The sequence below is a fragment of the Streptomyces sp. TRM68416 genome (assembly GCF_014596915.1).
Lineage (GTDB): Bacteria > Actinomycetota > Actinomycetes > Streptomycetales > Streptomycetaceae > Streptomyces.
In genome coordinates this window covers 87571-112943 of sequence record NZ_JACVWU010000019.1, presented here as the reverse complement: position 1 = coordinate 112943, position 25373 = coordinate 87571, and the positions used below count along the sequence as shown (strand labels likewise).

24 protein-coding genes are annotated in these 25373 nt (G+C 72.4%); 11 read left to right on the top strand and 13 right to left on the bottom strand.

Features of this window, described 5'->3' with window-relative positions; translation table 11 throughout:
- Window positions 1–6 precede the first annotated feature (6 nt).
- From ICC28_RS27890 to ICC28_RS27880, 3 genes are all read left to right on the top strand, one after another.
- The gene (locus tag ICC28_RS27890) at window positions 7–1026 is read left to right on the top strand and encodes a GlxA family transcriptional regulator (RefSeq protein ID WP_223189640.1); all 1020 of its coding nucleotides are present in this window, start codon (window positions 7–9) and stop codon (window positions 1024–1026) included.
- Between the two features lie 61 nt (window positions 1027–1087).
- On the top strand, window positions 1088–1804 hold the full coding sequence (locus ICC28_RS27885; RefSeq protein ID WP_188291491.1) for a DsbA family oxidoreductase: 717 nt from the start codon (window positions 1088–1090) through the stop codon (window positions 1802–1804).
- A 96-nt stretch (window positions 1805–1900) separates the two neighbouring features.
- Window positions 1901–2953, top strand: a complete 1053-nt coding sequence (locus ICC28_RS27880) for an aminotransferase class V-fold PLP-dependent enzyme (RefSeq protein WP_188291490.1) — start codon at window positions 1901–1903, stop codon at window positions 2951–2953.
- 89 nt (window positions 2954–3042) lie between these two features.
- Here the strand turns inward: ICC28_RS27880 and thpD are convergent, their stop codons facing one another.
- The 6 genes from thpD to ICC28_RS27850 form a co-directional block, all read right to left on the bottom strand.
- On the bottom strand, window positions 3043–3927 hold the full coding sequence (thpD, locus tag ICC28_RS27875) for an ectoine hydroxylase (RefSeq protein ID WP_188291489.1): 885 nt from the start codon (window positions 3925–3927) through the stop codon (window positions 3043–3045).
- Between the two features lie 6 nt (window positions 3928–3933).
- Window positions 3934–4338 (bottom strand): ectoine synthase, encoded by a 405-nt coding sequence (locus ICC28_RS27870; protein WP_188291488.1) that lies wholly within the window; start codon window positions 4336–4338, stop codon window positions 3934–3936.
- 19 nt (window positions 4339–4357) lie between these two features.
- Window positions 4358–5629 carry a diaminobutyrate--2-oxoglutarate transaminase gene (ectB, locus tag ICC28_RS27865; RefSeq protein ID WP_188291487.1) on the bottom strand — a complete coding sequence of 424 codons (1272 nt, stop codon included), beginning with the start codon at window positions 5627–5629 and terminating at the stop codon, window positions 4358–4360.
- A gap of 29 nt (window positions 5630–5658) precedes the next feature.
- Window positions 5659–6165, bottom strand: a complete 507-nt coding sequence (gene ectA / locus ICC28_RS27860) for a diaminobutyrate acetyltransferase (protein ID WP_188291486.1) — start codon at window positions 6163–6165, stop codon at window positions 5659–5661.
- Between the two features lie 294 nt (window positions 6166–6459).
- The gene (locus ICC28_RS27855; RefSeq protein WP_188291485.1) at window positions 6460–6990 is read right to left on the bottom strand and encodes a DinB family protein; all 531 of its coding nucleotides are present in this window, start codon (window positions 6988–6990) and stop codon (window positions 6460–6462) included.
- A 237-nt stretch (window positions 6991–7227) separates the two neighbouring features.
- Window positions 7228–8328: a pyridoxal-phosphate-dependent aminotransferase family protein gene (locus ICC28_RS27850; RefSeq protein WP_188291484.1), complete on the bottom strand. Its 1101-nt coding sequence runs from the start codon at window positions 8326–8328 to the stop codon at window positions 7228–7230.
- A 198-nt stretch (window positions 8329–8526) separates the two neighbouring features.
- Here ICC28_RS27850 and ICC28_RS27845 point away from each other — a divergent pair, with 198 nt between their 5' ends.
- The 6 genes from ICC28_RS27845 to ICC28_RS27820 all read left to right on the top strand — a co-directional run bounded on the left by ICC28_RS27845 (window position 8527) and on the right by ICC28_RS27820 (window position 14194).
- Window positions 8527–9384, top strand: a complete 858-nt coding sequence (locus ICC28_RS27845; protein ID WP_188291483.1) for an ABC transporter substrate-binding protein — start codon at window positions 8527–8529, stop codon at window positions 9382–9384.
- Complete coding sequence (locus ICC28_RS27840; protein WP_188291482.1) at window positions 9381–10238, top strand: amino acid ABC transporter permease; 858 nt, start codon at window positions 9381–9383, stop codon at window positions 10236–10238. Before ICC28_RS27845 ends, ICC28_RS27840 begins: the two co-directional genes overlap by 4 nt.
- Window positions 10239–10243: 5 nt before the next feature.
- Entirely contained in the window at window positions 10244–11029 is a 786-nt protein-coding gene (locus ICC28_RS27835) for an amino acid ABC transporter ATP-binding protein (RefSeq protein ID WP_188291481.1), read from the top strand.
- 54 nt (window positions 11030–11083) lie between these two features.
- Window positions 11084–11875: a PIG-L deacetylase family protein gene (locus ICC28_RS27830; protein ID WP_188291480.1), complete on the top strand. Its 792-nt coding sequence runs from the start codon at window positions 11084–11086 to the stop codon at window positions 11873–11875.
- Between the two features lie 30 nt (window positions 11876–11905).
- On the top strand, window positions 11906–13009 hold the full coding sequence (locus tag ICC28_RS27825) for an amidohydrolase family protein (RefSeq protein ID WP_188291479.1): 1104 nt from the start codon (window positions 11906–11908) through the stop codon (window positions 13007–13009).
- A gap of 270 nt (window positions 13010–13279) precedes the next feature.
- A complete protein-coding gene (locus ICC28_RS27820) occupies window positions 13280–14194 on the top strand; it encodes an SCO1860 family LAETG-anchored protein (RefSeq protein ID WP_188291478.1) in 915 nt (304 codons plus the stop codon).
- A 15-nt stretch (window positions 14195–14209) separates the two neighbouring features.
- On the opposite strand, the gene ICC28_RS27815 is transcribed toward ICC28_RS27820, so the two are convergent.
- Both ICC28_RS27815 and ICC28_RS27810 read right to left on the bottom strand, forming a co-directional pair.
- Window positions 14210–14887 (bottom strand): hypothetical protein, encoded by a 678-nt coding sequence (locus ICC28_RS27815; RefSeq protein WP_188291477.1) that lies wholly within the window; start codon window positions 14885–14887, stop codon window positions 14210–14212.
- Window positions 14888–14935: 48 nt separating this feature from the next.
- Entirely contained in the window at window positions 14936–15310 is a 375-nt protein-coding gene (locus ICC28_RS27810) for a hypothetical protein (RefSeq protein ID WP_188291476.1), read from the bottom strand.
- A 135-nt stretch (window positions 15311–15445) separates the two neighbouring features.
- Here ICC28_RS27810 and ICC28_RS27805 point away from each other — a divergent pair, with 135 nt between their 5' ends.
- Together ICC28_RS27805 and ICC28_RS27800 are read left to right on the top strand one after the other, a co-directional pair.
- The gene (locus tag ICC28_RS27805; RefSeq protein ID WP_188291475.1) at window positions 15446–16339 is read left to right on the top strand and encodes a serine/threonine-protein kinase; all 894 of its coding nucleotides are present in this window, start codon (window positions 15446–15448) and stop codon (window positions 16337–16339) included.
- A gap of 29 nt (window positions 16340–16368) precedes the next feature.
- Window positions 16369–19941, top strand: coding sequence for a serine/threonine-protein kinase (locus ICC28_RS27800; protein WP_188291474.1), 3573 nt, complete (start codon window positions 16369–16371; stop codon window positions 19939–19941).
- Here the strand turns inward: ICC28_RS27800 and cobC are convergent.
- From cobC to cbiE, 5 genes are read right to left on the bottom strand one after another with little or no spacing between them, the layout of a single operon-like run.
- A complete protein-coding gene (cobC, locus tag ICC28_RS27795; RefSeq protein ID WP_188291473.1) occupies window positions 19889–20950 on the bottom strand; it encodes an Rv2231c family pyridoxal phosphate-dependent protein CobC in 1062 nt (353 codons plus the stop codon). The genes ICC28_RS27800 and cobC overlap by 53 nt on opposite strands.
- Entirely contained in the window at window positions 20940–21863 is a 924-nt protein-coding gene (locus ICC28_RS27790; RefSeq protein ID WP_188291472.1) for a sirohydrochlorin chelatase, read from the bottom strand. The genes cobC and ICC28_RS27790 overlap by 11 nt, the downstream gene beginning before the upstream one ends.
- Window positions 21860–22447 carry a precorrin-8X methylmutase gene (locus ICC28_RS27785; protein ID WP_188291471.1) on the bottom strand — a complete coding sequence of 196 codons (588 nt, stop codon included), beginning with the start codon at window positions 22445–22447 and terminating at the stop codon, window positions 21860–21862. The genes ICC28_RS27790 and ICC28_RS27785 overlap by 4 nt, the downstream gene beginning before the upstream one ends.
- Entirely contained in the window at window positions 22444–24144 is a 1701-nt protein-coding gene (cobJ, locus tag ICC28_RS27780; RefSeq protein ID WP_188291470.1) for a precorrin-3B C(17)-methyltransferase, read from the bottom strand. The genes ICC28_RS27785 and cobJ overlap by 4 nt, the downstream gene beginning before the upstream one ends.
- Window positions 24141–25373, bottom strand: a complete 1233-nt coding sequence (cbiE, locus tag ICC28_RS27775; protein WP_188291569.1) for a precorrin-6y C5,15-methyltransferase (decarboxylating) subunit CbiE — start codon at window positions 25371–25373, stop codon at window positions 24141–24143. Before cbiE ends, cobJ begins: the two co-directional genes overlap by 4 nt.

Here is a 25373-nt window from a genome sequence, read left to right as displayed (position 1 = left end):
CTGGCCATGCACCGAGTCGCCGTCATCGCCCCCTTCCGGGTGTCGATGTTCAACCTCGCCATCCCGGAGCTGTTCTTCGAGCGGACGTACGTGGACGGCGTGCCCGGCTACGAGGTGACCGTCTGCACGCCCGAGCCGGGGACGATCGTCACGACCGGGGGCCTGGACCTGCACGTCGGCAAGGGCCTTGAGATCCTCGACGACGCCGACACCGTGCTCGTCGCGGGCACCGGCGAGCGGTTCGAGCCGGAGCCGCGCACCGTCGCCGCCGTCCGCGCGGCCGCGGCGGCCGGCAAGCGCGTCGCCTCCATCTGCAGCGGCGCCTTCGTGCTCGCCGAGGCCGGCCTGCTCGACGGCCGCAGCGCCACCACGTACTGGCAGCTCACCCAGGAGCTGCGCGAGCGCTACCCGGCGCTCGACGTCAAGGGCGACGTCCTCTACGTGCAGGACGGCCAGATCCTCACCGCCTCCGGCTACGCGGCCGGCATCGACATGTGCCTGCACATCATCCGCACCGACTACGGCGCCGCCGTAGCCAACGAGGTGGCCCGCCTCGCCCTGGTCGCCCCGGTCCGGCCCGGCGGCCAGACCCAGTTCACCCAGACCCCGCTGCCGCCCGAGCGCGGCACCGCCTGCGCCGACACCCGCGGCTGGGCCATGCGCAACCTCGACAAGCCGCTCACCCTCACCGACCTGGCCCGGCACGCGGGGGTGAGCGTGCGCACCCTCACCCGCCGCTTCCACGCCGAGAGCGGGGTGAGCCCCCTGCAGTGGCTGCTGCACCAGCGCGTCGAGCGGGCCAAGGAACTGCTGGAGACCACCACGCTCCCCATGGACCAGGTGGCCCGCGCCTGCGGCCTGGGCACCGCCGACTCGCTCCGCGCCCACCTGGTGCGCCGCACCGGGCTGACCCCGAGCGCCTACCGGACGCAGTTCAGCCGGATGGGAATGAAGGTGGGAACGAAGAGGGGCGTGCAGACGGGAATGAAGAGGGGAGTGCAGAAGGGAATGAAGCAGGTCGCTTGAACGTTCATCCACTTTTGCGGAGGCCGTCTCCGCATCCGTCCGAGTGGAGAGAGCCGAGAACATGCGCGTCGAGATCTGGAGCGACATCGCCTGCCCCTGGTGCTACGTGGGCAAGGCCCGCTTCGAGAAGGCGCTCGCGGCCTTCCCACACCACGACCGGGTCGAGGTGGTGCACCGCTCCTTCGAGCTGGACCCCGGCCGCGCCAAGGACGACACCGGCCCCGTGATTCCCATGCTCGCCAAGAAGTACGGCATGAGCGAGGCGCAGGCCCAGGCCGCCGAGGACAACGTGGGCGCCCAGGCCGCCGCCGAGGGCCTCGGCTACCGCACCCGCGGCCGCGACCACGGCAACACCTTCGACATGCACCGCCTGCTGCACTTCGCCAAGGAGCAGGGCCGCCAGGGCGAGCTGATCCAGGCCCTGTACGAGGCGAACTTCGCCGAGAAGGCCTCCGTCTTCGGCGACGACGAGCGCCTGGTGGCGCTGGCCGTCACCGCGGGCCTGGACGCGGACGCCGCCCGTGCGGTGCTCGCCGACGCCGAGGCCTACGCCGACGACGTCCGCGCCGACGAGCGCGAGGCCGCCCAGCTCGGTGCGACCGGCGTGCCCTTCTTCGTCATCGACCGCAAGTACGGCGTCTCCGGCGCCCAGCCCGCCGACGTCTTCTCCCAGGCCCTGGCCCAGGCGTGGGCCGAGCACTCCCCGCTCACGCTGATCGACCGGGGCGAGGCGGACGCGTGCGGTCCCGACGGATGCGCGGTGCCGCAGCAGAGCTGAAAACCGCAGGTCGGGGCGGACGTATAAGGGTTGCTTAGCGAAACCACGTAAAAAATCGCAATGGACGGGGAGTTCCACGGGACGCAGAGTGGTCCCATGGAGACCTTCGAGAGCCTCGTCCGCGCAGAGTTCGCCCCGGAGAGCACCTTCCTCAACACCGCGAGCAACGGCCTCCTGCCGGCCCGCACCGTGACCGCCGTGCACAGCGCGATGCGGATGCGGGCCGAAGGACGGCCGCTCGGCTCCCTGTACGAGGACGTCGAGGCGGCCCGGACCGCCTTCGCCCGGCTGGCCGGCGTGCCGGTCGAGCGGGTCGCGGCCGGGGCCTCGGTCGCCGAACTGGGCGGGCTGATCGCCGCCTCGCTGCCCGCCGGTGCCGAAGTCCTCACCGCGGAGGCCGACTTCGCCTCCCTGGTGAACCCCTTCCACATGCGCGCCGACCTCAAGGTGCGGACCGTGCCCCTGGAGCGGCTCGCCGAGTCCGTCCGCCCCGGCACCGCACTCGTCGCGGTCAGCACCGTGCAGTCCGCCGACGGCCGCCTCGCCGACCTGACCGCCATCGGGGAGGCGGCGCGCAGGCACGGCGCCCGGACCTACGTCGACGCCTCCCAGTCGGCCGGCTGGCTGCCCCTGGACGCCGACGCCCACGACTTCGTCGCCGCCGTCGGCTTCAAGTGGCTCCTGGGCCCGCACGGCACCTCGTTCTTCGTCGTCCCGCAGGACTTCGGCGGGCTCACCCCGCTGTCCGCCGGGTGGATCGCCGGCGAGGTGCCCTGGGAGAGCTGCTACGGCCCCGTCCGGGAACTCGCCCGCTCCGCCCGCCGGTTCGACGTGAGCCCCGCCCTGTTCACCCTCGCCGGACTGCGCGCCTCGCTCTCCCTGATCGAGGAGCTCGGCGTGGACGCCGTGCACGCCCACGACCGTGCCCTCGCCGACCGCTTCCGCGCCGGGCTCGCCGACCTCGGCCACGAACCCGTCCCGGCACCCGGTTCGGCGATCGTCTCCGTCCCCGGACTGGGCCACCGCCAGCCCGAGTTGGGCCGGGCCGGCATCGAGGTGTCCGACCGGGCCGGCAATCTCCGGGCGTCCTTCCACCTCTACAACACGCCCGCCGACGTGGACCTCCTGCTGAAGGCCCTGTCCTCCTGAACCCCGGCGCGGAGCGGACTGCTTGCCGGGAGCGGACTGCTTGACGCGAGCGGACTGCTTGGCGGAACGGACTGCTTGACGGGAGCTGACTACTTGACGGGCGTGAAGTCCCGGGCGCCGATGAACTCGGGCCGCCGTACCGGGGCGGCGAACGGCTCGACCGCCGCGTTCTCCACGCTGTTGAACACGATGAAGACGTTGCTGCGCGGGAACGGCGTGATGTTGTCGCCGGACCCGTGCATGCAGTTGCAGTCGAACCAGGTCGCCGAACCGGCCCGGCCGGTGAACAACTTGATGCCGTACTGCGAGGCCATCGCGGTCAGTGCCTCGTCGGACGGCGTCCCCGCGTCCTGCATCTGCAGGGACTGCTTGTAGTTGTCCTTCGGCGTGGCCCCCGCGCACCCGAGGAAGGTCTTGTGCGAGCCGGGCATGATCATGAGCCCGCCGTTGGTGTCGTAGTTCTCGGTCAGCGCGATCGAGACGGACACCGTGCGCATGTTCGGCAGGCCGTCCTCGGCGTGCCAGGTCTCGAAGTCCGAGTGCCAGTAGAAGCCGCTGGCCCCGAAGCCCGGCTTGACGTTGATCCGCGACTGGTGGACGTACACGTCCGAGCCGAGGATCTGCCGGGCCCGCCCGACGACCCGTTCGTCGCGCACCAGCGCGGCGAACGCCTCGCTGATCCGGTGCACCTCGAAGACGGACCGGATCTCCTTGGACTTCGGCTCGATGATCGACCGCTCGTCGGCCCGGATCGCCGGGTCGGTGACGAGCCGCTCCAGCTCCCGCCGGTAGACCGCCACCTCGTCGTCGGTGATGAGCTGCTCGACGGCGAGGAAGCCGTCGCGCTCGTAGGACTGGAGATCGGGGCCGGAGATCGGGCCGGGCGCGTCCGGCGGCGACCACACCACCGGGTCCTGGCGCGGGATCGACACCTCGGTGGCGCCGCGGCTGGGGTACAGATCAGTCATCGTCATGATGCGTCACACCTCCTCGGGCTCGGTGAGCAGCGGATACACGCCGTTCTCGTCGTGGTCCTCCCGGCCGGTGACGGGCGGGTTGAACACGCAGATGCAGCGGAAGTCCTCCTTGACCCGCAGCGTGTGCCGCTCGTGACCGTCCAGCAGGTACATGGTCCCGGGCGTGATCGTGTGGGTCAGCCCGGTCTCGTGGTCGGTCAGCTCGGCCTCGCCCTCCACGCAGACGACGGCCTCGATGTGGTTCGCGTACCACATCGACGTCTCCGTACCCGCGTAGAGGATCGTCTCGTGCAGCGAGAAGCCGACCCGCTCCTTGGCGAGGACGATGCGTTTGCTCTCCCACGTGCCGGATGCGGCCTTCACATGCCGGTCGGTGCCTTCGATGTCCTTGAACGAACGGACGATCACGGTTCTGGACGCCTCCTGATCAGACGGTTTCTCGTACGGCACGGGCGAGGACGCGCAGGCCCTCGTCGAGCTCTTCGGGGGTGATGGTGAGCGCGGGCAGCAGCTTGACGACCTCGCCCTCGGGACCGGAGGTCTCGATGAGCAGCCCGAGTTCGAAGGCGCGCTTGGCGACCCGGTCCGCGCGGTCCTTGTCGTGGAACTCCAGGCCCCACACAAGACCCCGGCCGCGGTACTCCTTCACGTCGGAGAGGTTCTCCTCGGTGATGGAGATCAGCGCCTGCTCGACCTGCTCGCCGCGGGCGCGGGTCTGCTTCTCCATCGCGGAGCCGTCGGCCCAGTACGTCTCCAGGGCCGCGGTCGCCGTGACGAAGGCGGGGTTGTTGCCGCGGAAGGTGCCGTTGTGCTCGCCCGGCTCCCAGATGTCCAGCTCGGGCTTGAACAGGCACAGCGACATGGGCAGTCCGTAGCCGCTGATGGACTTGGACACGGTGACGATGTCCGGGGTGATGCCGGCCTCCTCGAAGGAGAAGAACGCCCCGGTCCGCCCGCAGCCCATCTGGATGTCGTCGACGATGAGCAGCATGTCCTGGCGCTCGCACAGTTCGGCGAGCGCGCGCAGCCAGTCGGGCCGGGCCACGTTGATGCCGCCCTCGCCCTGCACGGTCTCCACGATCACGGCGGCGGGCTTGTTGAGCCCGGAGCCCTGGTCCTCCAGCAGCCGCTCGAACCACAGGAAGTCCGGGACGGTCCCGTCGAAGTAGTTGTCGAACGGCATCGGCGTGCCGTGCACGAGCGGGATCCCGGCCCCGGCCCGCTTGAAGGCGTTGCCGGTCACCGCGAGCGAGCCCAGCGACATCCCGTGGAAGGCGTTGGTGAACGACACGATCGCCTCGCGCCCCTTCACCTTCCGCGCCAGTTTCAGCGCGGCCTCCACGGCGTTGGTGCCGGTCGGGCCCGGGAACATGACCTTGTACGGCAGGTCGCGCGGGCGCAGCACCAGGTCCTGGAAGGTCTGCAGGAAGGCGCGCTTGGCGCTGGTGGACATGTCGAGCCCGTGCGTGACGCCGTCCCGCTCCAGGTAGTCGATCAACGCCCGTTTCAGGACGGGGTTGTTGTGCCCGTAGTTCAGTGAGCCAGCCCCGGCGAAGAAGTCCAGGTACTCGTGGCCGTCCTCGTCGTGCATGCGGCTGCCGCGCGCACGGTCGAAGACGGTGGGCCAGCCTCGGCAGTAGCTGCGCACCTCGGACTCCAGGGTCTGGAAGACGCTGAGGTCGGGCTGGGTGATGGTCACGACGAATCGCTCCTCGGTACGTGGGGAGGTCAGAGGGAGAGGGGACCGATGCGGTACAGGACTTCGGGGTCGTGCGGCCCGTCGGGGAACAGGCCGGTGCCGAACAGCACCTCGCGCTCCAGGCGCGCGCCGTGCCGCTCGGCGAACGCGGTGAACAGCCGCTCGGAGGCGGTGTTGCCCGGCGTGATCGTGGTCTCGACGGTGCTGAGACCGCGCTCGGCGCCGATCCGTGCGACGAGCCCGTCGAGCAGCGAGGCGGCGACGCCTCGCCCGCGGTGGGCGTCGTCCACCGCCACCTGCCAGACGAGCAGGGTGCGGGGGTGGTCGGGCCGTACGTATCCGGTGACGAAGCCGACCGGCTCCCCGTGCTCGTCGCGGGCGACCGCCGAGGTGCCGGCGAAGTCGCGGCACCACAGCAGATAGCTGTAGGACGAGTTGAGGTCGAGGGCCTTGGAGTCTCTGGCGATCCGCCACAGTGCGGCGCCGTCTGCCACCGTCGGCCGGTCGATTTGCAGGTCTGCTTGTGCGGCAGTCATGCGAATTGAACTTACCGAGCAAAATTCAAAAATGCATGGCCGTGTGGGGTTACGTATACGGGACCGATATGTTATTCGCGCGAGGGGTGATATGTGTGGTTTTGTGCGTTGCATAAGCCGCATAACGGGCGCACTGTGGGACGCGTCACAGTCGTGTAATCCGCGCGAGATCTGTCCGAATTACTCCGTTTGACGTTCGCTAAATCTTTGTGTTTAGCCTCCGCGAAACCGGGCAGAAGATAATGGGAAGCTGCCCTGGAAAAGCTGGAAAAGAATTCCAGAATTACGCCGAATTCAGAATCCGATAACCCCGTCGATACGCTCGCGCAGGATGTCGGCATGTCCGTTGTGGCGGGCGTACTCCTCGATCATGTGCAGGAACACCCAGCGCAGGCTGATCTCCGCCCCGCCCATCGGCCCCTCGTCCGGAATGTGCCCCACGTCGTCCAGCGAGCGCCCCGCGCACACCTCCCGGCCGCGCTCGATCTCCCGCCGCCACACCGACAGCGCCTCGTCGAGCCCCCGTTCCGGACTGAGCCGGTACCCGGTGGCCTCGTCGAACACGGGCGGCAGCCCGGCGTCCCCGAACGCCCGCCGGAACCAGTTCCGCTCCACCTCCGCCAGATGCTGCACCAGCCCCAACAACGTCAGCTCCGACGGCGCCGCCGAGGCGACCCGCGCCTGCCCGTCGTCCAGCCCGGCACACTTCACCTCCAGCGTGGCCCGATGAAAGTCCAGCCAACTCTCCAACATGGGCCGCTCCGGCCCGGTCATGAGGGGAACGGGACGACCATCGGGGAGGGTGGGGCGCGCGTCAGCAGTCATAGGGCCAGCGTGACATGGCGGTTGCCATCCCGATCCCCCACCCACCCGTGGAGGGCCCCTCGCCGACGTCGGCCGCTACATCCAGCCCGTCCGGCGTTTGAGGACGAGGCCGTTCAGGCCGAACGGGGGTCCAGGGGGGCGGAGCCCCTGGCGGGGTCGAAGGGGCGGAGCCCCTGGGGACGGGACGGGTAGGGGCGGCGGGGGCGAAATAAGCCGGGCCCGCATCCCCCCGCGCGACTACCGCCCGACCCCCTCCACAGCCCGCACCGCCCCGTCCGCATCCACGTCCAGCCCCCGCTCCGCAAGCCCCGCCCCCAGCGCCGCCAGACACCGCCGTACCGTCTCCACCGTCGCGTCGGCCCCGTAGTGATTGACCCGGATCATCTCCTTGGCCAGCGCACCCCCACCCGCGGCCAGCGGCAGCGTCGGGTCGGCCGAAAGGGCGCCGTCCACCAGCTCCGACGCCACCACCCCGGCCGGAGTCCGCAGGGTCGTGGCGACGGGGGCCGCCTCCCGCGCCTCGTACACGTACGGCTCAAGCCCCCCGCCCAGCGCCACCGCACCCGCGCGCGTGGCCGCCGCGGCGAGCCCATGGCGGCCCATCACCGCGTCGAGACCGTCCGCCTCGATCCGCGCCACGCAGGCATCCAGCGCCAGCATCTCCAACTGCGCCGGAGCGTGCAGCAGCGCCCGCCGGCCACCGTCGATCCAGCGCTCCTTCCAGTCCAGCAGGGAGAGGTACGAGCGACGCGGCGCCCGCGGATTCGCCGCCATCCGGGCCCACGCCCGCTCGCTCACCGACACCGCCGAAACGCCCGCCGGACCGCCCATCGCCTTCTGCGCCCCGATCACGCACAGGTCGACGCCCCACGCGTCCGGCAGCACCGGCTCCGCGCCGATCGAGGCGACCGCGTCCAGGTAGAACAGGGCGCCGTGCGACCGGACCACCTCACCGATCTCCGCGACCGGGTTCGTGTTGCCGGTCGCCGCCTCCGCATGCACCAGCGACACGAAGTCGATCTCCGGGTGCTCGGCGAAGGCCGCACGGATCTGTTCCGCCGTCACCGCCGTGTGGAACGGCACCGCCAGATCGATCACCGTCGCGCCGCAGTCCCGCAGCCAGTCGCCGAAGGTCTGCCCGTACGGGCCGGTGATCACGTTCAGCGCGGTCGTGCCGGGACCGGCGGTGGCACGGATCGCGCCCTCCAGCGGCAGCAGCGCCTCACCCTGCATGATCACGACGTCCTGCTCGGTGCCCAGCAGTCGCGCCACCCGGTCCTCGATCGAGGCGAACTGCGCTGCGCTCAGCGGGGCGAGGTCCAGGAAGGGGTGGGTCACGGCGGTGCTCTCTTCGTTCACGAGGGTCGACGCAGACGAGGGTATCCGGCCGCTGCCGCCGCCCCTCCGACCGCTGCCTCCGCCCCTCCGACCGCCGAGTTCTTAGGTCGAACGGCCCCCAGGCCATGGGTTTGATTTGAGGACCTCAAACTTCTCCTTATAATCGGAACCCTTAGTTCCCCCACAGGAGGCTCCCCCGTGAAGACGACCTTCGGGCGCCGGACCCGCATTCTGGCCGCCACCACCGCGACGGCCGGGCTGGTGCTCGTGGCCGGCTGCTCCTCCGACGACGACGGCGGCAGCGGCAACGGCACGAAGACCGCCGCCGGCGGTGTCGAACTGGTCAAGGCGGGGCAGCTCACCACCTGCACCCACCTGCCCTATCCGCCCTTCCAGTCGGAGATCGACGGCAAGGTGCAGGGCTTCGACGTCGCCCTGATCGACCTCGTCGCCGACGACCTCGGGGTGAAGCAGCAGATCGTCGACCAGCCGTTCGAGAACTTCAAGACCGGTGGCTCCCTCAACGCCGGCCAGTGCGACCTGGCCGCGGCCGGCATGACCATCACCGAGGAGCGCAAGAAGAACGTCGACTTCTCGGACCCGTACTTCGAGGCCACCCAGGCCGTCCTCGCGGACAAGGACAGCGGCATCACGTCCTTCGCCGGCCTCAAGGGCAAGAAGGTCGGCGCCCAGGCGCAGACCACCGGCGAGGACTACGCCAAGAGCAAGGGCCTGAACCCGGTCTCCTTCGAGTCCTCCGACGCCGTCCTCAACGGCCTGCGCACCGGCCAGGTCGACGCCGTCGTCATCGACTACCCGGTTGTCCAGGGCTGGCTGAAGGACAAGGCCAACGCCGACGCCTTCGAGGTCGCCGAGCAGATCAACACCGGCGAGCAGTACGGCTTCACGATGAAGAAGGGCAACGACAAGCTCCGCGAGGCCATCAACAAGGCCATCGCGGACGCCAAGTCCGACGGCACCTACAAGAAGATCTACGAGCAGTGGATCGGCCCGTACGACGAGTCGGCGGCCTCCGCTTCCCCGTCCGCCTCATGACGGATACGGACGCACCGCTCCAGCCCAGGAAGAACGGGCAACTCCAGCCGAGGAAAAAGGGACTGACCCGGCGTCAGAAGCGCCGTCTGTCACGCGGCATCCAGTACGTCGTCTTCGCCGCGGCCGTGGCCGGATTCGCGGCCGCGGCCGACTGGGGTCGGCTGCGGAACCAGTTCGCGCAGACGGACATCGCGGAACAGATGTTCCCCGAGATCATCACCCTGGCGCTGAAGAACACGGTGCTGTACACCGTGTCCGGCTTCGCCTTCGGCCTGGCCCTCGGCATGGTCGTCGCACTGATGCGGCTGTCCTCGGTCGGCCCCTACCGCTGGCTCGCCGGGATCTACATCGAGATCTTCCGCGGCCTGCCCGCCCTGCTCATCTTCATCTTCATCGGCGTGGCCGTCCCGCTGGCCTTCCCGGGCACCGAGATCCCCGGCGGCACCTACGGCAAGGTCGCGCTGGCGCTCGGCCTGGTCGCCGCCGCCTACATGGCGGAGACGATCCGGGCCGGCATCCAGGCGGTGCCCAAGGGACAGATGGAAGCCGCCCGTTCGCTGGGCTTCTCGCCCGCCCGGGCCATGGTCTCGATCATCATCCCGCAGGCGTTCCGGATCATCCTGCCGCCGCTGACCAACGAACTCGTCCTGCTCTTCAAGGACTCCTCGCTGGTGCTGTTCCTCGGCGTCACCCTGGAGGAACGCGAACTGTCCAAGTTCGGCCGGGACCTGGCCAGTACGACCGCCAACTCCACGCCGATCCTGGTCGCGGGCCTGTGCTACCTGCTGATCACGATCCCGCTCGGCTTCGTCGTGCGCCGCATGGAGGCCAAGGCCCAGGAGGCCGTGAAGTGAGTGCCATGGCAGAGATCGAAGTCCGGGGCCTGCACAAGTCCTTCGGCGACAACGAGGTCCTCAAGGGCATCGACCTGGAGATCCGCCAGGGCGAGGTCGTGTGCGTCATCGGCCCCTCCGGCTCCGGCAAGTCCACGCTGCTGCGCTGCGTCAACCTGCTCGAAGAGCCCACCGAGGGCCAGGTGTTCGTCGGCGGCACGGAACTCACCGATCCCGACGTCGACATCGACGCCGTACGCCGCCGTATCGGCATGGTCTTCCAGCAGTTCAACCTCTTCCCGCACCTGACCGTGACCGAGAACCTCACGCTGCCGCAGCGCCGGGTGCTCGGGCGCGGCAAGGAGCAGGCCGCGAAGATCGCCGCCGAGAACCTGGAGCGGGTGGGCCTGGCGGAGAAGGCGGGCGCCTACCCCGCCTCCCTCTCCGGCGGCCAGCAGCAGCGCGTCGCCATCGCCCGGGCGCTCGCCATGGGACCCGAGGTGATGCTCTTCGACGAGCCGACCTCCGCCCTCGACCCGGAACTGGTCGGGGACGTCCTCGCCGTCATGCGCATGCTGGCGAACGAGGGCATGACCATGATGGTCGTCACCCACGAGATGACCTTCGCCCGCGAGGTCGCCGACCGGGTCGTCTTCATGGACGGCGGCGTGATCGTCGAGGACGGCAGCCCCGAACAGGTCATCGGCAACCCCCGGCACGAACGCACCCGGCACTTCCTCTCCCGCCTCCTCGACCCCGCGATGGCCGAGGTGGAGGAGGAGACGTCGGACCAGGTGGGCGAAAGCCGATAAAACCGGACAGACATTCCCCTTTCGCCCAGAGCTCGGGAACGTCATCATTCGGCCATGACGACTCTCGACGAGGCGGGCGGCTTCGCGGCCGCCGCGCCGCTGCCCCCGTTGCCGGAGGACTGGGAGCGCTGCCTGGCCGTGGCCGCGCACCCGGACGACATCGAGTACGGAACGGCGTCGGCCGTGGCCCGCTGGACGGCCCAGGGCAAGCACGTCACCTACCTCCTGGCCACCCGCGGCGAGGCGGGCATCGACGCGATGCACCCGGACCGGGTCGGCCCGCTGCGCGAGGCCGAGGAGCGGGCGGGGGCGCGTGAGGTGGGCGTGGACACGGTCGAGTTCCTCGACCACCGCGACGGAACCGTGGAGTACGGCCTCGACCTGCGCCGGGACGTCGTGCGGGCGATCCGCCGCCACCGCCCGCAGGTGCTCGTCTCGGGCGCGTTCACGGTGCGCATGGTCGGCGGCCTGGTCAACCAGGCCGACCACCGGGCGGTGGGCCTCGCCGCGCTCGACGCGGCCCGGGACGCGGGCAACCGGTGGATCTTCCCCGAACTCGCCGACGAGGGCCTCGAACCCTGGGGCGGCATCCGCTTCGTGTGCTTCGCCGGTGCGGAGCGGCCCACCCACGGCGTGGACGTCACGGGCGAGCCGCTGGAACGGGGCATCGCCTCCCTGGCCGCCCACGCCGAGTACACCAAGGGCCTCGGCGACCGGTCCTTCGAACCCCGCCCCTTCCTCACCTGGGCCGCCCACCAGGCCGGACCCGCCCTCGGCGTGCAGGCCGCCGTCCTCTTCGACGTGCACATGCTCGCCTTCGAAGGCCCGCCACCCTGGGAACAGTGACCCCGCGGGGGCCTGGCTAAGGTGCCGTCCATGAACGATCGAGCGGTGCTGCATGTCAGGGGCCGGATCCTGGTCGGACCCGACGACGTCCGGGACGACCTGTGGGTCGTGGACGGCCGTATCTCCTACGACCGTCCCGCCGGCGCCGGCGCCGGCGCCCGCGACGTGCGCACGGTGACGGGCTGGGCGCTGCCCGGCCTCGTCGACGCCCACTGCCACGTCGGCCTCGGCGCGCACGGGCCGGTCGACAAGGACGTGGCCGAAAAGCAGGCCCTCGCCGACCGCGAGGCCGGCACCCTGCTGATCCGCGACGCCGGCTCGCCCTCCGACACCCGCTGGGTCGACGACCGCGCGGACCTCCCGAAGATCGTCCGCGCGGGCCGGCACATCGCCCGCACCCGCCGCTACCTGCGCGGCTACGCCCACGAGATCGAGCCCGAGGACCTGGTCGCCTACGTCGCCCGGGAGGCCCGGCGCGGCGACGGCTGGGTGAAGCTGGTCGGCGACTGGATCGACCGCGACCTCGGCGACCTCGCCCCCAGCTGGCCCCGGGAGGCGGCCCGGGCGGCCATCGCCGAGGCCCACCGCCTGGGCGCCCGCGTCACCGCCCACTGCTTCGCCGAAAGCTCCCTGCGCGACCTGGTGGAGTCCGGCATCGACTGCATCGAGCACGCCACGGGCCTGACCGATGACCTGATCCCGCTGTTCGCCGAGCGGGGCGTCGCCATCGTGCCCACCCTGGTCAACATCGCCACCTTCCCCAGGCTCGCCGAGGGCGGCGAGGCCAAGTTCCCCCGCTGGTCGGCCCATATGCGCCGGCTCCACGAACGCCGCTACGACACCGTCCGCTCCGCCTACGACGCCGGCATCCCGGTGTTCGTCGGCACCGACGCCGGCGGCACCCTGCCGCACGGCCTGGTCGCCGCCGAGGTCGAGGAACTGGTCACCGCCGGACTGCCCGCCGCCGACGCCCTCGCGGCGACGACCTGGGCGGCCCGCGCCTGGCTGGGCCGCCCCGGCCTCGACGAGGGCGCCCCGGCCGACCTGGTGGTGTACGAGACGGACCCCCGGGCCGACGTACGCGTCCTGGCGGCGCCGCGCCGGATCGTGCTGAACGGACGGGTCGTCGGTTGACGGGCGGGTCGTCGGCCGACGGGCGTGCCGCCGGTTGACGCAGCGTGACCGGCCGGGGTGGTGGCTCGTTCTGCACCCCGGCTCGCGCGACCCCCGGTCCCCGCTTGCGCCGGTGCGAGGGTGAACGGGTGGAACACCCGTGCCGCCTGAATCGAAAAGGTTCACGGAAACACCACGTTGGAGTGAAGTGGCACCGGAACGCCGCCTGTTCACTCCGAGTGCGTAATTCTGTCCGGGTCCCAAGCATGTCTCTCTGGGGGTCCCACCACCGTGAACGACAACAACTTCCGCATGCCCGCACGCCGTTGGGCCACCGTCGCCGCGGCCACCGCCCTGGCCGCCGGGCCCGCGGCACTGGCCGCCGCGGGTCCCGCTCACGCCACCGGCGAGCAGGGCCGCGCGAGCGCCGTCGTCCTGCGCACCGGGCTCGACGTGTCCCTGCTCAACAAGACCGTGAACGTCCCGCTCGCGGTCTCCCTCAACGAGGTCCAGGCCCCGCAGAGCGCCGAGAAGACCACCCTGACCGCCAGGCTGGACGGCGTCGACGGCGGACAGCCGTTCAGCGTCCTGCGCGCGGACGTGGCCTCGGCGAAGGCCACGACGACCGACACCAAGGCCGAGGGGTCCACCAACCTCGCCCACGCCGAGATCCACGTCCCCGGTCTGCCGCTGCTCTCCCTCGTCGAGATCGAGGGCGTCACCTCCAAGGCGACCTGCGAGGCCGGGAAGGCACCGACCGCCTCCGCCAACGTGCTCGGCTCGGTCACCGCCCTCGGCAAGAAGGTCACGCTCACCGCGGGCGGCCCCACCCAGGTCACGGTGCCCGGTGTCGGCGAGGTCCGCCTGGACCTGTCGAAGACGGAGACCACGTCCCGTACGGCCGCCGCCACCGCCCTCGAACTCACCGTCTCCGTCAACCCGTTGAAGCTGAACGTGGCCGAGGTGACCGGCACCGTCACCCTGGCGAAGGCCACCTGCGAGGCACCCCCGGCCCCCGCCCCGAGCCGGGAACCCGCCGCCCCGAGCCAGGAACCCGCCTCCGAGGTCAAGCCGCAGGGCGCCCCCGCCGAGGCCGGCCTCGCCGAGACCGGCGGCAGCTCCACCACGCCGTACCTCGCCGCCGGCGCGGTCGCCCTCCTCGTCGCGGGCGGGGGAGCGGTGGTCCTGGCACGCCGACGCGGGTAGGCCGGCGGCGTTGGATCAGAGCGGCTGCGCGGGCGGCGGTGGACGGTGGGGCGGCTCGGCCCGGATCTCGTCGCCCATCGCCTCCACCGCCTCCCGCAGCAGGTCCACGCCGACGAGGTTGACGAGGAGCAGGCCCAGCCCGTAGGACTTCTGGGCGTCCGACATCTGGCTCTCGGCCAGCGCCTCGTTCGCCACCGCGAGGTTCTGCTGCTCGTCCTGCGGACAGTTCTGCAGCAGGGCCAGACAGAAGGACGGCAGGGCCAGCCGCGCCTTCTCGTACGAGACGCCGCGCATGACCGCAACGACCTGCCGGGAGCGGTCCCGGCCGCGGGCCCGGTCGACCCCGCGGTCCGCGACCGACAGCAGCGTGCTGAGAATCGACGACGGTCCGATGCCGATGTCCTGGCCGCCGACCCGGATGGTGAACAGCGAACTGCGCAGCACCGTCGGCGCCCCGAAGAGGGCGACGAGCACCTGGGTGGTCCCGACCGTGCCGGGTTCGGTCGCGCCGAAGGTCAGGTCGAAGGTGTGGACGAGCAGCAGCACACCGCCCGAGGCGGCCGCGTTGATCGTGAGGTACATCCAGGCGCTGACCACCCACAGCAGCGCCGACGGGCGGTCCCGGTAGCGGGAGAACAGCTCCACCAGCCCCACGAGGGCCCCTCCGCCGCACGCCACCACGTAGTCGAGCACAGCCGTCCCCCTGTCCTTCGGCAGCCTGCGGTCGTCGGCGGTCGGCGCTCAGCCTCGCAGGTCCGCGAGGAGCGCCTGGAGGGCGGAGGTGACCGCGACCATCGCGGAGACGGGCGCGACACTGACGCGCAGCGCCTCCAGCAGCGCGCGCAGGAGTGTGAAGTTCGGGGACTCCTGCTCCGCCTGGGCCGTCGCCTGCGCGATGACGTCCTGGACCGCGGCCGGGTCGGACAGCTCCGCCGCATGCGCCTCGGCCTGGTCCGACAGGTGATGCAGCAGTTCCACCAGCGCGTCACGGCGCTCCGCCGTATACCCGACGGCCCCCTGCCCCGGACCGGAGATGTTCTGCTGCTCACCCTGTTGCACGTTCTGCTGGCGGATCGCCTGGGACGTGTTGAGGAACGTACTGAACGGATCCGCCATCAACTTCCCCTCCGTCGGCCGCACAGGAGGTCATCCCACCATCTCGCGTGCCGTAACCGTCCGGGCGGTCATGCATATGAGGCGATGGTACGGGAAGAACATGAGGCACGTCACAAGCGCACAAACGGGGGACCGATGCCGGAACACGTAGCCGGGCTGCCCGGATTCGAGGACTGGGGCGAACTGCGGAAGATCGGCAGCGGCAGCTGGGCGGACGTCTACGCGGGGCTCGACCCGGAGGCGGGCGAGACCCGGGCCGTCAAGGTCATGAGATTCGATGGCGGCGAACCCGACCCGTACGCCGCGGCCCTCTTCGGCCGGGAGACCGGCATCTGCCTGGCCCTGGTGCACCCCAACGTGGTGCGCGTGCACCGCACCGGGGAGTCGGGCGGGCTGCCCTGCCTGGTGATGGAGTACTGCGGCCTCGGCAGCCTGGAGGACCGGGTGACCGGCCACGGCCCGCTGTCCGTCGCGGAGGCGGTCCCGCTGTTCCTGGACCTGCTCGACGGACTGGCCTACGCCCACCACGCCCCGCTGGCCACCGTGGACGCCCAGGGGCAACCCGTCACGGTCCACGGCATCGTGCACCGGGACGTCAAACCGTCGAACATCCTCCTCGCGCGGGGACCGGACCGTACGACGGCCAAACTCGCCGACTTCACGCTCGCCAAGGCCTGCGAGGCGGCCGGCCTCATCAGCATCACCCGCACCGGCGACTACGGCGGCACCCCGGCCTTCATGCCGCGGGCGCAGGCGCTGGACTACAAGCGGGCCACCCGTGGAGTCGACGTCTGGGGGGTCGCCGCCTCGCTCTACCTCGCCCTGACGGGCCGGGCGCCGCGCGACCTCCCGCCGGACAGGGACCTCCAACTGGCCGTGCTCGAAACCCCGTTGGTCCCCCTCGCCGACCGGGGCACACCGGTGCCCAAGGCCCTGGCCGACCTGGTGGACGACACCCTGCGGGCGGACCTCGTGCCGCCCACGGTGTCCGCGGCCGACCTGCGCGCGGCGCTGGCGGCGTTCGGCTGACGCCCGGTGAAAGGTGAAAGGGGGCGGACATGACCGACCCGCAACTCCGTGCCGGCGAAGGCGAAAGCGAAAGCGAGGGCACGGGTGAGGACAACGTGCTGGACGGCTTCGTCGTCGAACGCAGACTCGGACGCGGGGTGAGTACGGTGGACCTGGTGCGCGACGTGCGCACCCAGGAGCGGTACGCGGTCAAGCACATCCGCACCCGGACCGCCGCGGACTCCGCGCTCGCCCTCCAGGAGGCCCAGCGCTGGGTCGGGCTGCCGCCCCACCCGTACATCACGGCCTGTCACTTCACCCGGCTCGGCAGCCGCCACCTCGCCATCTTCGGCGAGTACGTGCCCGGCGGCTCCCTCGCCGAGTGGCTGCTCGGCCGGACCGGGCCCCCGGCCGATCCGGCCGCCGCGCTGTCGGCCGTCCTCACCGTGGCGGCCCAGATCGCCTGGGCGCTGGACGCCGCCCACGCCTCGGGCACCCTGCACCTCGACGTGAAGCCCTCCAACATCCTGCTCACCGGCGACGGCACCGCGAAGCTGACCGACTTCGGGGTCTCCGGCCACGCCTGGTCCCGCGCCGAGCTGCACGACCGTCGGCTGCGGGCGTGGCTGGCGGAGATGGTCGGGCCGGGCACGGACCTGGAGGCGCGCACCGCGGAACTGGCCGCCGCGGTCGAGGAGACGAGGCGCCAACTGGGCCTGGGCAACGGGCCGGACGCCGCCTCCGTCGGCCGCCGCTCCCTGCCGTACGCCTCACCCGAACAGTCCGAGGGGCGGGAGCTCGGCCCCGCGACGGACGTGTGGAGCTGGGCGGTCACGCTGCTGGAGATGCTCGTGGGCGAGCGCACCTGGCGCTCGGGCGCCGTCGCCGGGCACGTACTGCGGGCCGCCACCCAGGCCCCGTTGCGCCCCCAGTCACTCACCCTGCCGCGCTCCCTCACCGACGTACTCGACGCATGCTTCCACCCGGACCCCGCACGGCGCCCGCAGTCCCTGGGCGATCTGGCGCAGCGGCTGCTGGAGATCGCGGCCGAGGAGACGGGCACGCCGCTCGGCCTCACCGCGCCGCCCCCGCCCAGGCAGGAGGTGTCGGACTTCCGCTCGGAGGACCGCCGGATGCCCGGCGGGGCGTACTGGTCGAGCGGCCGGGACCTGCTGCTGGGTGCCGGCCTGCTCACCGGCCGCTCCTACCTGGAGACCCTGCCCTTCTGGCCCGGTGACGACGGGGGAATGAAGTCCCGGCTGCTCCAGGAGCTCAACGCGATCAACGAGGCGCACCGCATGCTCGTCGAGGCGCCGGGCCCGCTCACCGAGGATCGGACCGGGCTGGCCTGCGAGGCCCTGATGTCCGCCGCACGCGTACTGACCCGCCTGGGCGACGGCCGGGGAGCCACCGCCAAGTACCGCCAGTGCCTGACGCTGCTGGGCGAGACCCCCACGGTGCCGCTGTGCGAGGCACTGGCGGCATTCGCCAACCACCTGCACAACGAGGACGAGCCGGCGGAGGCCGACCGGATCAGCGCACGGGCGCTCGCGGTGGCCCGCGCACTGCCGGAGTCGCCGGACAGCAGCTCGCTGCTGTCCGTGGCACTCACCTGCCGGGCCCGCTGCGCCGCCGAGCCGGACGAACGGCTTGAGCTGCTCCGGACGGCCCACGAGGCGTGCGTCGCCGGCGGCACCCCGGCCGCGGCGGTCATGTCCGGCCTCAACCTGGCCTACGCCCTGCAGGACCTGGGCCAGGACGAGGAGGCGCAGGAACGCTTCCGGCAGGTCGAGGAGCGGCTCGACAGCGAGGACCCGGCCGTCGACCTGGACCCGGCCCGGCGCGCGGAGATCTGGCTCTCGCTCGGCAGGCAACGCATCATCGATCCCGCCGCGGCCCTGCGCCGCGGACAGCGGGCGCACGACATCCTGCGCCGGCTCGTCGCACGCGGGCGGGGCGACCTGCTCGGGCCGCTCGCCCAGGCGGAGTTCTTCATCGGCCAGATCCACGAATGGGTGGGAGACAATGCCGCGGCCGCCGAGGCGTACACCGGAGCCCGCCGGCATCTGGAGTCCGCGGTGCGCGCGGACGGCAGGGCCTCCCTCGTCCACGCCCTGGCCGAGGCCTGCGACCACGCCTCCGCCGTACTGTGGGACGACTCCGTGGAACGGGCCCTCGAAGCGGCCACCACGGGCCTCGACCGGTGGATCCAGCTGACGGACCTCGAAGGCCTGGAGCGCTGGGGCGTCGAGCTGGTGGAGGCGTACCGCAAGACCGGCATCGCTCATCTCAGGGCCGGGCGGACGAGCGTGACCGAGGAGTACTACGCCAAGGGCCTCGACGTCACCCGGCACCCGGACTTCCCGGACTCACCCCTCGCGCGGACCGCCGAGGCGGCTCTCTGCCGGGAGGTCGCGATCCTGCGCCGACGGGCCGGAGACCGGGAAACGGCACGGCAGTTGTGCACACGGGCGCTCGGCCTGCTGAACGAGCGGGACAACCGCAATCACGCCCGCATCCGGATCATCACCCGCTACCTCCTCGCGAACCTGTACTACGACGAGGAGCGGTACAAGGACTCCCTCGACATGGAAGTCGAGAACATGGTGGAGATCGAGGCCGCGGTGAACGGGGGCGTGCTGCTGGAGGACCAGTACGCCGAGGGCATGCTGCGGGTGGCGGTGGCCGCGAGCAACTACGGGGATCTGTCCCTGGCCGTGACCGCCGGCGAGGCCGCGGTGTCGGCCTACCGCCGCCTGGCCGACGAGGGCCGCGCCCTGCACGACGCCACCGGCCGTGCCGCCGCGAACCTGGCCGGGGACCTCGTCCAGCTGGGCCGACTGCCGGAGGCGGTGCAGTTGCTGGGGGACGCGCTGGACCGGCTGCACAGGGCGGACCGGGACGGGGAGCGCCCGACCGACCTGCACCGGGCCGGCGGCATCCCACGGTTCACCGTGTTCGCGCAGGCCGGCGGCCTGCTGAAGAGGATCCACCACTGCCGCTCCGTGTCCGACGGGGACGAGTTCCAGGCCCTCCTGACCGTCCTCGCCCAGCGGCTGAGGACGGCCGAGTCCTGGGACGCCCTCGCGGAGACGGTGGGCCTGCTCGACTGGCTGGCGGCCACCCACGGCGGACACCTCGCCCGGGCCGTGCACGCCGAGGCCGCGCTCCACAAGGCGCGGTACGCCGCACACGCACGCCGCGACGCCGCCGCGGAACACGGCTACCGGGCCGCGGCGGACGGATTCCTCGCCGTGCTCGGCGAGCACACGCGCAGCGCCCCCAGGGACACGGTCCTGCGGTACGTCCAGCTGTGGGTGCAGACCCTGATGGACCTGATGGAGACGCAGGTCAGGCGCGGCGACACCGACACGGCCCAGGGCACCTGGACCGAGCTGGAATCGGCGGTGCAGGCGGTCGTGGCCGACAGCACCGGGCAGTGGTACGTGTGGGCCACGCGACGGTGGAACGAGGGGCGGGCGGCGGACTGGACCACCCACCCCGACGGACCGGGCCACTACCTGCGGGACGCCGGGGACCTGCCGAAACCGGCACCCGGCGCCCCTCCGCTCACCCCCGACCCGGCCCCCACGCCAGGTCCAGCGCCGCAAGGAAGGAGCTGACCGTCCCCCGGTCCCGGACCGCGAGCCGCAGCCACTCCTCGTCGAGCCCCGGGAACGTGTCGCCGCGGCGCACCGCGAACCCCAGCTCGCGCAGCCGCCCCCGTACCGCGGCCGCGTCCGGCAGCCGTACGAGGACGAAGGGGCCCTCGGCCGGTGCCACGACCCGCAGGCCCCGGTCGGCGAACTCGCGCAGTCCCGCCACCAGATGGGAGCGGTCGGCGGCGATGCGGTGGGCGGCGTGGGCGGCCTCGGCCAGGGCCTGGGGCTCCACGCACGCCTGCGCCGCGGCGAGCGCCGGCGAGGACACCGGCCACAGGGGCTGGGCCCGCTCCAGGTCCGCGACGGTCTCCGGCGCCGCCAGGACGTAGCCGATGCGCAGCCCGGCCAGCCCCCAGGTCTTGGTCAGGCTGCGCAGGACGACGAGACCGGGCACGTCCGTGCGCCCGGCCAGCGCCTCCCGCTCGCCCGGCACCGCGTCCATGAACGCCTCGTCCACCACCAACGTCCGCCCGGGGCGGGCGAGCCCGGCGATCGCGGCGGCCGGGTGCAGCACCGACGTCGGATTCGTCGGGTTGCCGATCACCACCAGGTCGGCGTCCTCGGGGACCGCCGCCGGATCCAGCCGGAAGCCGTCCTCCGCCCGCAGCAGCACCCGGTCGACGCTGTGCCCGGCGTCCCGCAGCGCGGCCTCCGGCTCCGTGAACTGCGGGTGCACCACGACAGGGTGACGGACCTTCAGGGCACGCGCCAGCAGTACGAACGCCTCGGCGGCGCCCGCCGTCAGCAGCACCCGCTCCGCCGGCAGCCCGTGCCGTGCCGCCACCGCCGCCCGTGCGGCCCGCCCGTCCGGGTAGGCCGCGAGGGAGGCCAGCGACCCGGCGATCCGCTCGCGCAGCCACGCCGGGGGCGTGTCCGCACGGACGTTGACCGCCAGGTCGACCAGCGCCGAGCCCTCGTCACGGACCTCCGCGTCCCCGTGGTGGCGCAGGTCGTGGCCCTCAGTGCGCATGGGAGTGTGCGTGCCCTCCGTGATGGTGGTGGTGATGGCCGTCGTCGTCCGGGTGGAAGTGCGGCTGCTGCGGCATGCCCACCTTGTCCTCGAAACCGGGCAGCGCGATCCGGTACACGCAACTGTCGCAGTTCATCCGCAGATCACCCTCGAGGGCCTCCCGGTACCGCTCCATCACCAGGTCCAGCAGCTCCGGCTCCGGACCGATCACGTCGGCGGAGCGCACCTCGACCTCCGGGTGCGCGGCCGCCCAGTCCTCGGTCTGCCGCCGGACCCGGTCCGGGAGGATGCCCGTGAACAGGAAGTAGGGGAGCACCACGATCCGCCGCGCCCCCAGCTTCACGCACCGGTCGAGACCGCTCGGCACGTCCGGCGCCGCCAGCGACACGAACGCCGTCTCCACGCCCGCGTAGCCCCGGCCCTCCCACAGCAGCCGCGCCGCCTTGTGCACCTCGGCATTGGCGTCCGGATCGGTGGAACCGCGCCCCACGAGCAGCACGGTCACGTCCGCACGGTCACCGGAGGAGCCCTCCGCACCGCCCAGCGCCTCGTCCAGCCGCCGCTCCAGCACGCTCAGCAGCGCCGGGTGCGGCCCCAGCGGACGCCCGTAGGTGTACGAGATCCCGGGGTGCCGCTCCTTCTCGCGGGCCAGCGCCGCCGGGATGTCCCCCTTGGCGTGCCCGGCGGACACCAGCATCAGCGGAACGGCGGCGAACCGGCGCACGCCCCGCTCCACCAGCTCGGTGACGGCCTCGCCCAGCGGCGGCGGGGACAGTTCGATGAAACCGCCCGCGACGGGCAGGTCGGGGTGGCGGGCGCCGAGCTCCCGGACGAAGTCGCGGAACGCCTCGGCTCCGGCATCGTCCCGGGTGCCGTGGCCGGCGATGAGCAGGGCGGGCGGCGGGGTGGTCACGGGTTCTCCTCAGACGAAACGGGGTGGTACAGCAGGGCGTTGAGCGCGGCGGAAGCGACCGCCGAACCGCCCTTCTCGGACACGTTGCTCACGGCGGGCAGTCCGCTCTCGCGCAGCGCCGCCTTGGACTCGACCGCGCCGACGAAGCCGACGGGCAGGCCGATGACGAGGGCCGGGGCGGCATCCAGGGTCAGCAGCTCCTCCAGGGCGGTCGGCGCGTTGCCGATCACCCACAGGGCACCCGGACCGACCTGCTCGTACGCCAGCCGGATCGCGTGCGCCGAACGGGTCAGCCCCGGCCCGGCCACGGCGTCCCTCAGCCGGCACACGGTCTCCCGCCGGGTGATCCCGGCCGCGACCATCTCCACGTCCACGACGACGGGCGCCCCGGCGTGCAGCGCCCGGTGCGCCTTCGCCAACTCGCCCTCGTCCATGACGAGATCGTCCGCGTACTCCAGGTCGGCGGCGGAGTGGATGACCCGCTCCACCACCGCCCGGGTCAGCGGCGGGAAATGAGAGGTGTCCAGGCGGGCGCGCAGCCGACGGTAGGACTCCTCCTCGATCGGATGGACGACGCGCTTCACTTCGGGCCCTCCTGCGATGCCTGCCAGCGGTAACCGCGCGGCGTCACCATGCGCCCCGCGATGTTCCGGGTCGCGGTGTTGCCCACGGTCACGACCGTCATCATGTCGACCGTCGCCGGGTCGAGTTCGGCCAGCGAGGTGAGTCGGCTGGACTCGTCCGGGCGGGACGCGTTGCGTACGACACCGACCGGCGTCGCCGGCTCCCGGTGCTCCGCGAGGATCGCCAGCGCCTTGGGCAACTGCCAGTCACGGCCCCGCGAACGGGGGTTGTAGAAGGTGACCACGATGTCCGCCTCGGCCGCCGCCCGCACCCGCCGCTCGATGACCTCCCACGGCGTGTGCAGGTCGGACAGGCTGATCGACACATGGTCGTGGCCCAGCGGCGCCCCGAGGATCGCCCCGGCCGCCAGCGCGGCCGTCACCCCGGGCACCCCGATCACGTCGATGTCGTCGGAGGCCTCGGCGAGCGCGGGCGAGGCCATGGCGTACACCCCGGCGTCACCGCTGCCGATCAGCGCCACGGCCTGCCCCTTGCGGGCCTCCGCCACGGCCGTCCGCGCCCGCTCCTCCTCCGCGCCGAGCCCCGACTCCAGGACCCGAGTGCCGGGCCGCAGCAGATCACGGATCTGGTCGACGTACTGGTCGAGCCCGACGAGCACCGAAGCCCGCCGCAACTCGGCCTCGGCACGCGGCGTGAGCAGGTCCCGGGCGCCGGGCCCGAGCCCGACCACCGCGAGCCGCCCGCGCGCGGGACGCCGTACGACGGCACAGGTGGCCATCGCGGGCTGCCCGTCCGCGCGCTCCGACTTCCGCTTGGGCACGAGGAGTTCGCCCCCGCCGATCAGCGCCGCCGCCTCCGCCACGGACGGCGTGCCCACGGCGGCGAGCGGCGCGCCCGACGGGTTGGGCACCTCGACCCCGGCCAGCTCCTCGGCCGGGTACGTCACCACCGGCACCCCGAGCAGCGCGGCGGCCCCGACGATGCCCGTCTCCTCCGACTTGGCGTCCACGGTGGCCAGTTCGGCGACGCTACGAGGAGAAAGCCCCGCCTCCCGCAGGCTCGCCCGGACCAGACCCAGCACCTCCTCGACGGACGCCCCCTTGGAGGCGCCGACGCCGACGACGAGCGTGGGCGGACGCAACAGCACCTCACCGTCGGCGGGTTCGTCCGCACGATCGGTCACCCGGATCTTCCGGTCCCCCTCGGCGGCGAGCGGCAGCGGCGGCAACGGCCACACCACCTCCGGCACCAGCGCGACCGGCTCCCCGTCCAGCAGGGCCCGGCTCACCCCGGCGACATCACCCTCGTAGGGCATGCCGAGGGTGTCCAGGCCCGGGATGCCGACCGCGTCCGTGGCCGTGGTCACCACCGGCTCGGCGCCCAGCAACCCGCCCACCTCGCGGGCGAGTTCGTTGGCCCCGCCGCCGTGCCCGCCGACCAGCGACACGGCGAACCGCCCGCCCTCGTCGACGCACACCACACCCGGGTCGGACGCCTTGTCGCCGAGCAGCGGCGCGACCAGCCGCACCACCGCCCCCGTGGCCAGGAAGCACACGAGCTGCTCGCACTCCGCGAACGCGGCCCGCACGGCGTCCCCCACGGGACCCTCGTACACACGCGTCCGCTCCGGCCACGCCGCGGCCAGCCGGTCCCGCGCAGCCGCCCCCGCCGCGGTGGCGGAAATGAGGCCGATCACTGAGCAACTCCTTCATGAGAGACGGGGTTTCTGACGCCCCACAACAGAAAAACCGGATTGGTCGCCGCCAGCCGGGTCACCTCGCCCGGCAGCGGTGCCAGCCGCGACGACTGCAACAGCACCCCGTCGCAGGCGAACCCGGCGCCGAGGAGCGCCGCGCGTGCCGCCGGCACCCGGTCCAGCGCGGCCATCGCGACGACCACCGTCCGCCGGGCCCGCCGCGCGCACGCGGTCACGATCGCGGGCAGCTCGCGCCCCCCGCCCCCGACGAACACCGCGTCGGGATCGTCGAGATCGGACAGCACCGTGGGCGCCGCCCCGTGCACCGCCCGTACGTCGACACCGTGCGCGGCGGCATTGGCACGGATCCGCTCCACCCCGTCCCGGGTCTTCTCCACCGCGGTGACGGCGGCACCGAACCGCGCGCACTCCACGGCCACCGACCCCGAGCCCGCGCCGATGTCCCACACGTGCTCGCCGAGCCGCGGACCGAGCCGGGCCAGGGCCAGCGCCCGCACCTCGAACTTGGTGATCATCGAGTCGCGGTGGGCGAACCCGGCCTCGTCCAGCGCCCATCCGGCGGGCCCGGCAGGCGCCCCGGCGACCGTACGCACCGGCCCCAGCGCCCGCGCCTCGTCCAGGCACAGCACGACACTCACCGCCGTACCCCAGTCCCGGGCCGCGGCCTGCGCGGGGGTCACCCGCTCGACGCGCTCGTCCGCCGAGCCGAGCGCGGTGGCGACGAGGAGGACACGCGCCTCGTGCTTGAGCGCCGCCCCCAGTTCCGCGGGCCCCGAACCCGGCCCCGTCAGCACGGCGACCTTCGGCCGCGCCCGGCACACGTGGACGGCCGTCCGCAGGTCCCGCCCGTGCGCGCTGACCACGACGGCGTCGTCCCACGGCAGCCCGGCCCGCGCGAACGCGGCGGCCACCGAGGACACCCCGGCCCGCACGTCCAGCCGCTCCGACCCGAACCGCTCGGCCAGCGCCCGCACGATCCCGAAGAACCCCGGATCGCCGGAGGCCAGCACGACGACCCGGTCCTGCTTGTCCAGATGCCGCTCGACCACATCGAGCGCGGGCGCCAACGGCCCGAGCACGACCCGCTCGGCGTCCTCCGGCACCGCCGCGGACTCCAGATGCCGCCGGCCGCCCACCACCAGCCGGGCCCCGGCCAGCACCTCCGCCGGAACCGGCGCCCCCGTCCCCGTACCGAAGACGGTGATCAG

What these genes read in the sequence shown, in the direction of transcription:
- ICC28_RS27890 (WP_223189640.1), top strand. Translation starts at nt 7, where the DNA reads ATGCACCGAGTCGCCGTCATCGCCCCCTTCCGGGTGTCGATGTTCAAC.
- ICC28_RS27885 (WP_188291491.1), top strand. Translation starts at nt 1,088, where the DNA reads ATGCGCGTCGAGATCTGGAGCGACATCGCCTGCCCCTGGTGCTACGTG.
- ICC28_RS27880 (WP_188291490.1), top strand. Translation starts at nt 1,901, where the DNA reads ATGGAGACCTTCGAGAGCCTCGTCCGCGCAGAGTTCGCCCCGGAGAGC.
- thpD (WP_188291489.1), bottom strand. Translation starts at nt 3,927, where the DNA reads ATGACGATGACTGATCTGTACCCCAGCCGCGGCGCCACCGAGGTGTCG.
- ectA (WP_188291486.1), bottom strand. Translation starts at nt 6,165, where the DNA reads ATGACTGCCGCACAAGCAGACCTGCAAATCGACCGGCCGACGGTGGCA.
- ICC28_RS27855 (WP_188291485.1), bottom strand. Translation starts at nt 6,990, where the DNA reads ATGACTGCTGACGCGCGCCCCACCCTCCCCGATGGTCGTCCCGTTCCC.
- ICC28_RS27840 (WP_188291482.1), top strand. Translation starts at nt 9,381, where the DNA reads ATGACGGATACGGACGCACCGCTCCAGCCCAGGAAGAACGGGCAACTC.
- ICC28_RS27835 (WP_188291481.1), top strand. Translation starts at nt 10,244, where the DNA reads ATGGCAGAGATCGAAGTCCGGGGCCTGCACAAGTCCTTCGGCGACAAC.
- ICC28_RS27830 (WP_188291480.1), top strand. Translation starts at nt 11,084, where the DNA reads ATGACGACTCTCGACGAGGCGGGCGGCTTCGCGGCCGCCGCGCCGCTG.
- ICC28_RS27825 (WP_188291479.1), top strand. Translation starts at nt 11,906, where the DNA reads ATGAACGATCGAGCGGTGCTGCATGTCAGGGGCCGGATCCTGGTCGGA.
- ICC28_RS27810 (WP_188291476.1), bottom strand. Translation starts at nt 15,310, where the DNA reads ATGGCGGATCCGTTCAGTACGTTCCTCAACACGTCCCAGGCGATCCGC.
- ICC28_RS27805 (WP_188291475.1), top strand. Translation starts at nt 15,446, where the DNA reads ATGCCGGAACACGTAGCCGGGCTGCCCGGATTCGAGGACTGGGGCGAA.
- ICC28_RS27800 (WP_188291474.1), top strand. Translation starts at nt 16,369, where the DNA reads ATGACCGACCCGCAACTCCGTGCCGGCGAAGGCGAAAGCGAAAGCGAG.
- cobC (WP_188291473.1), bottom strand. Translation starts at nt 20,950, where the DNA reads ATGCGCACTGAGGGCCACGACCTGCGCCACCACGGGGACGCGGAGGTC.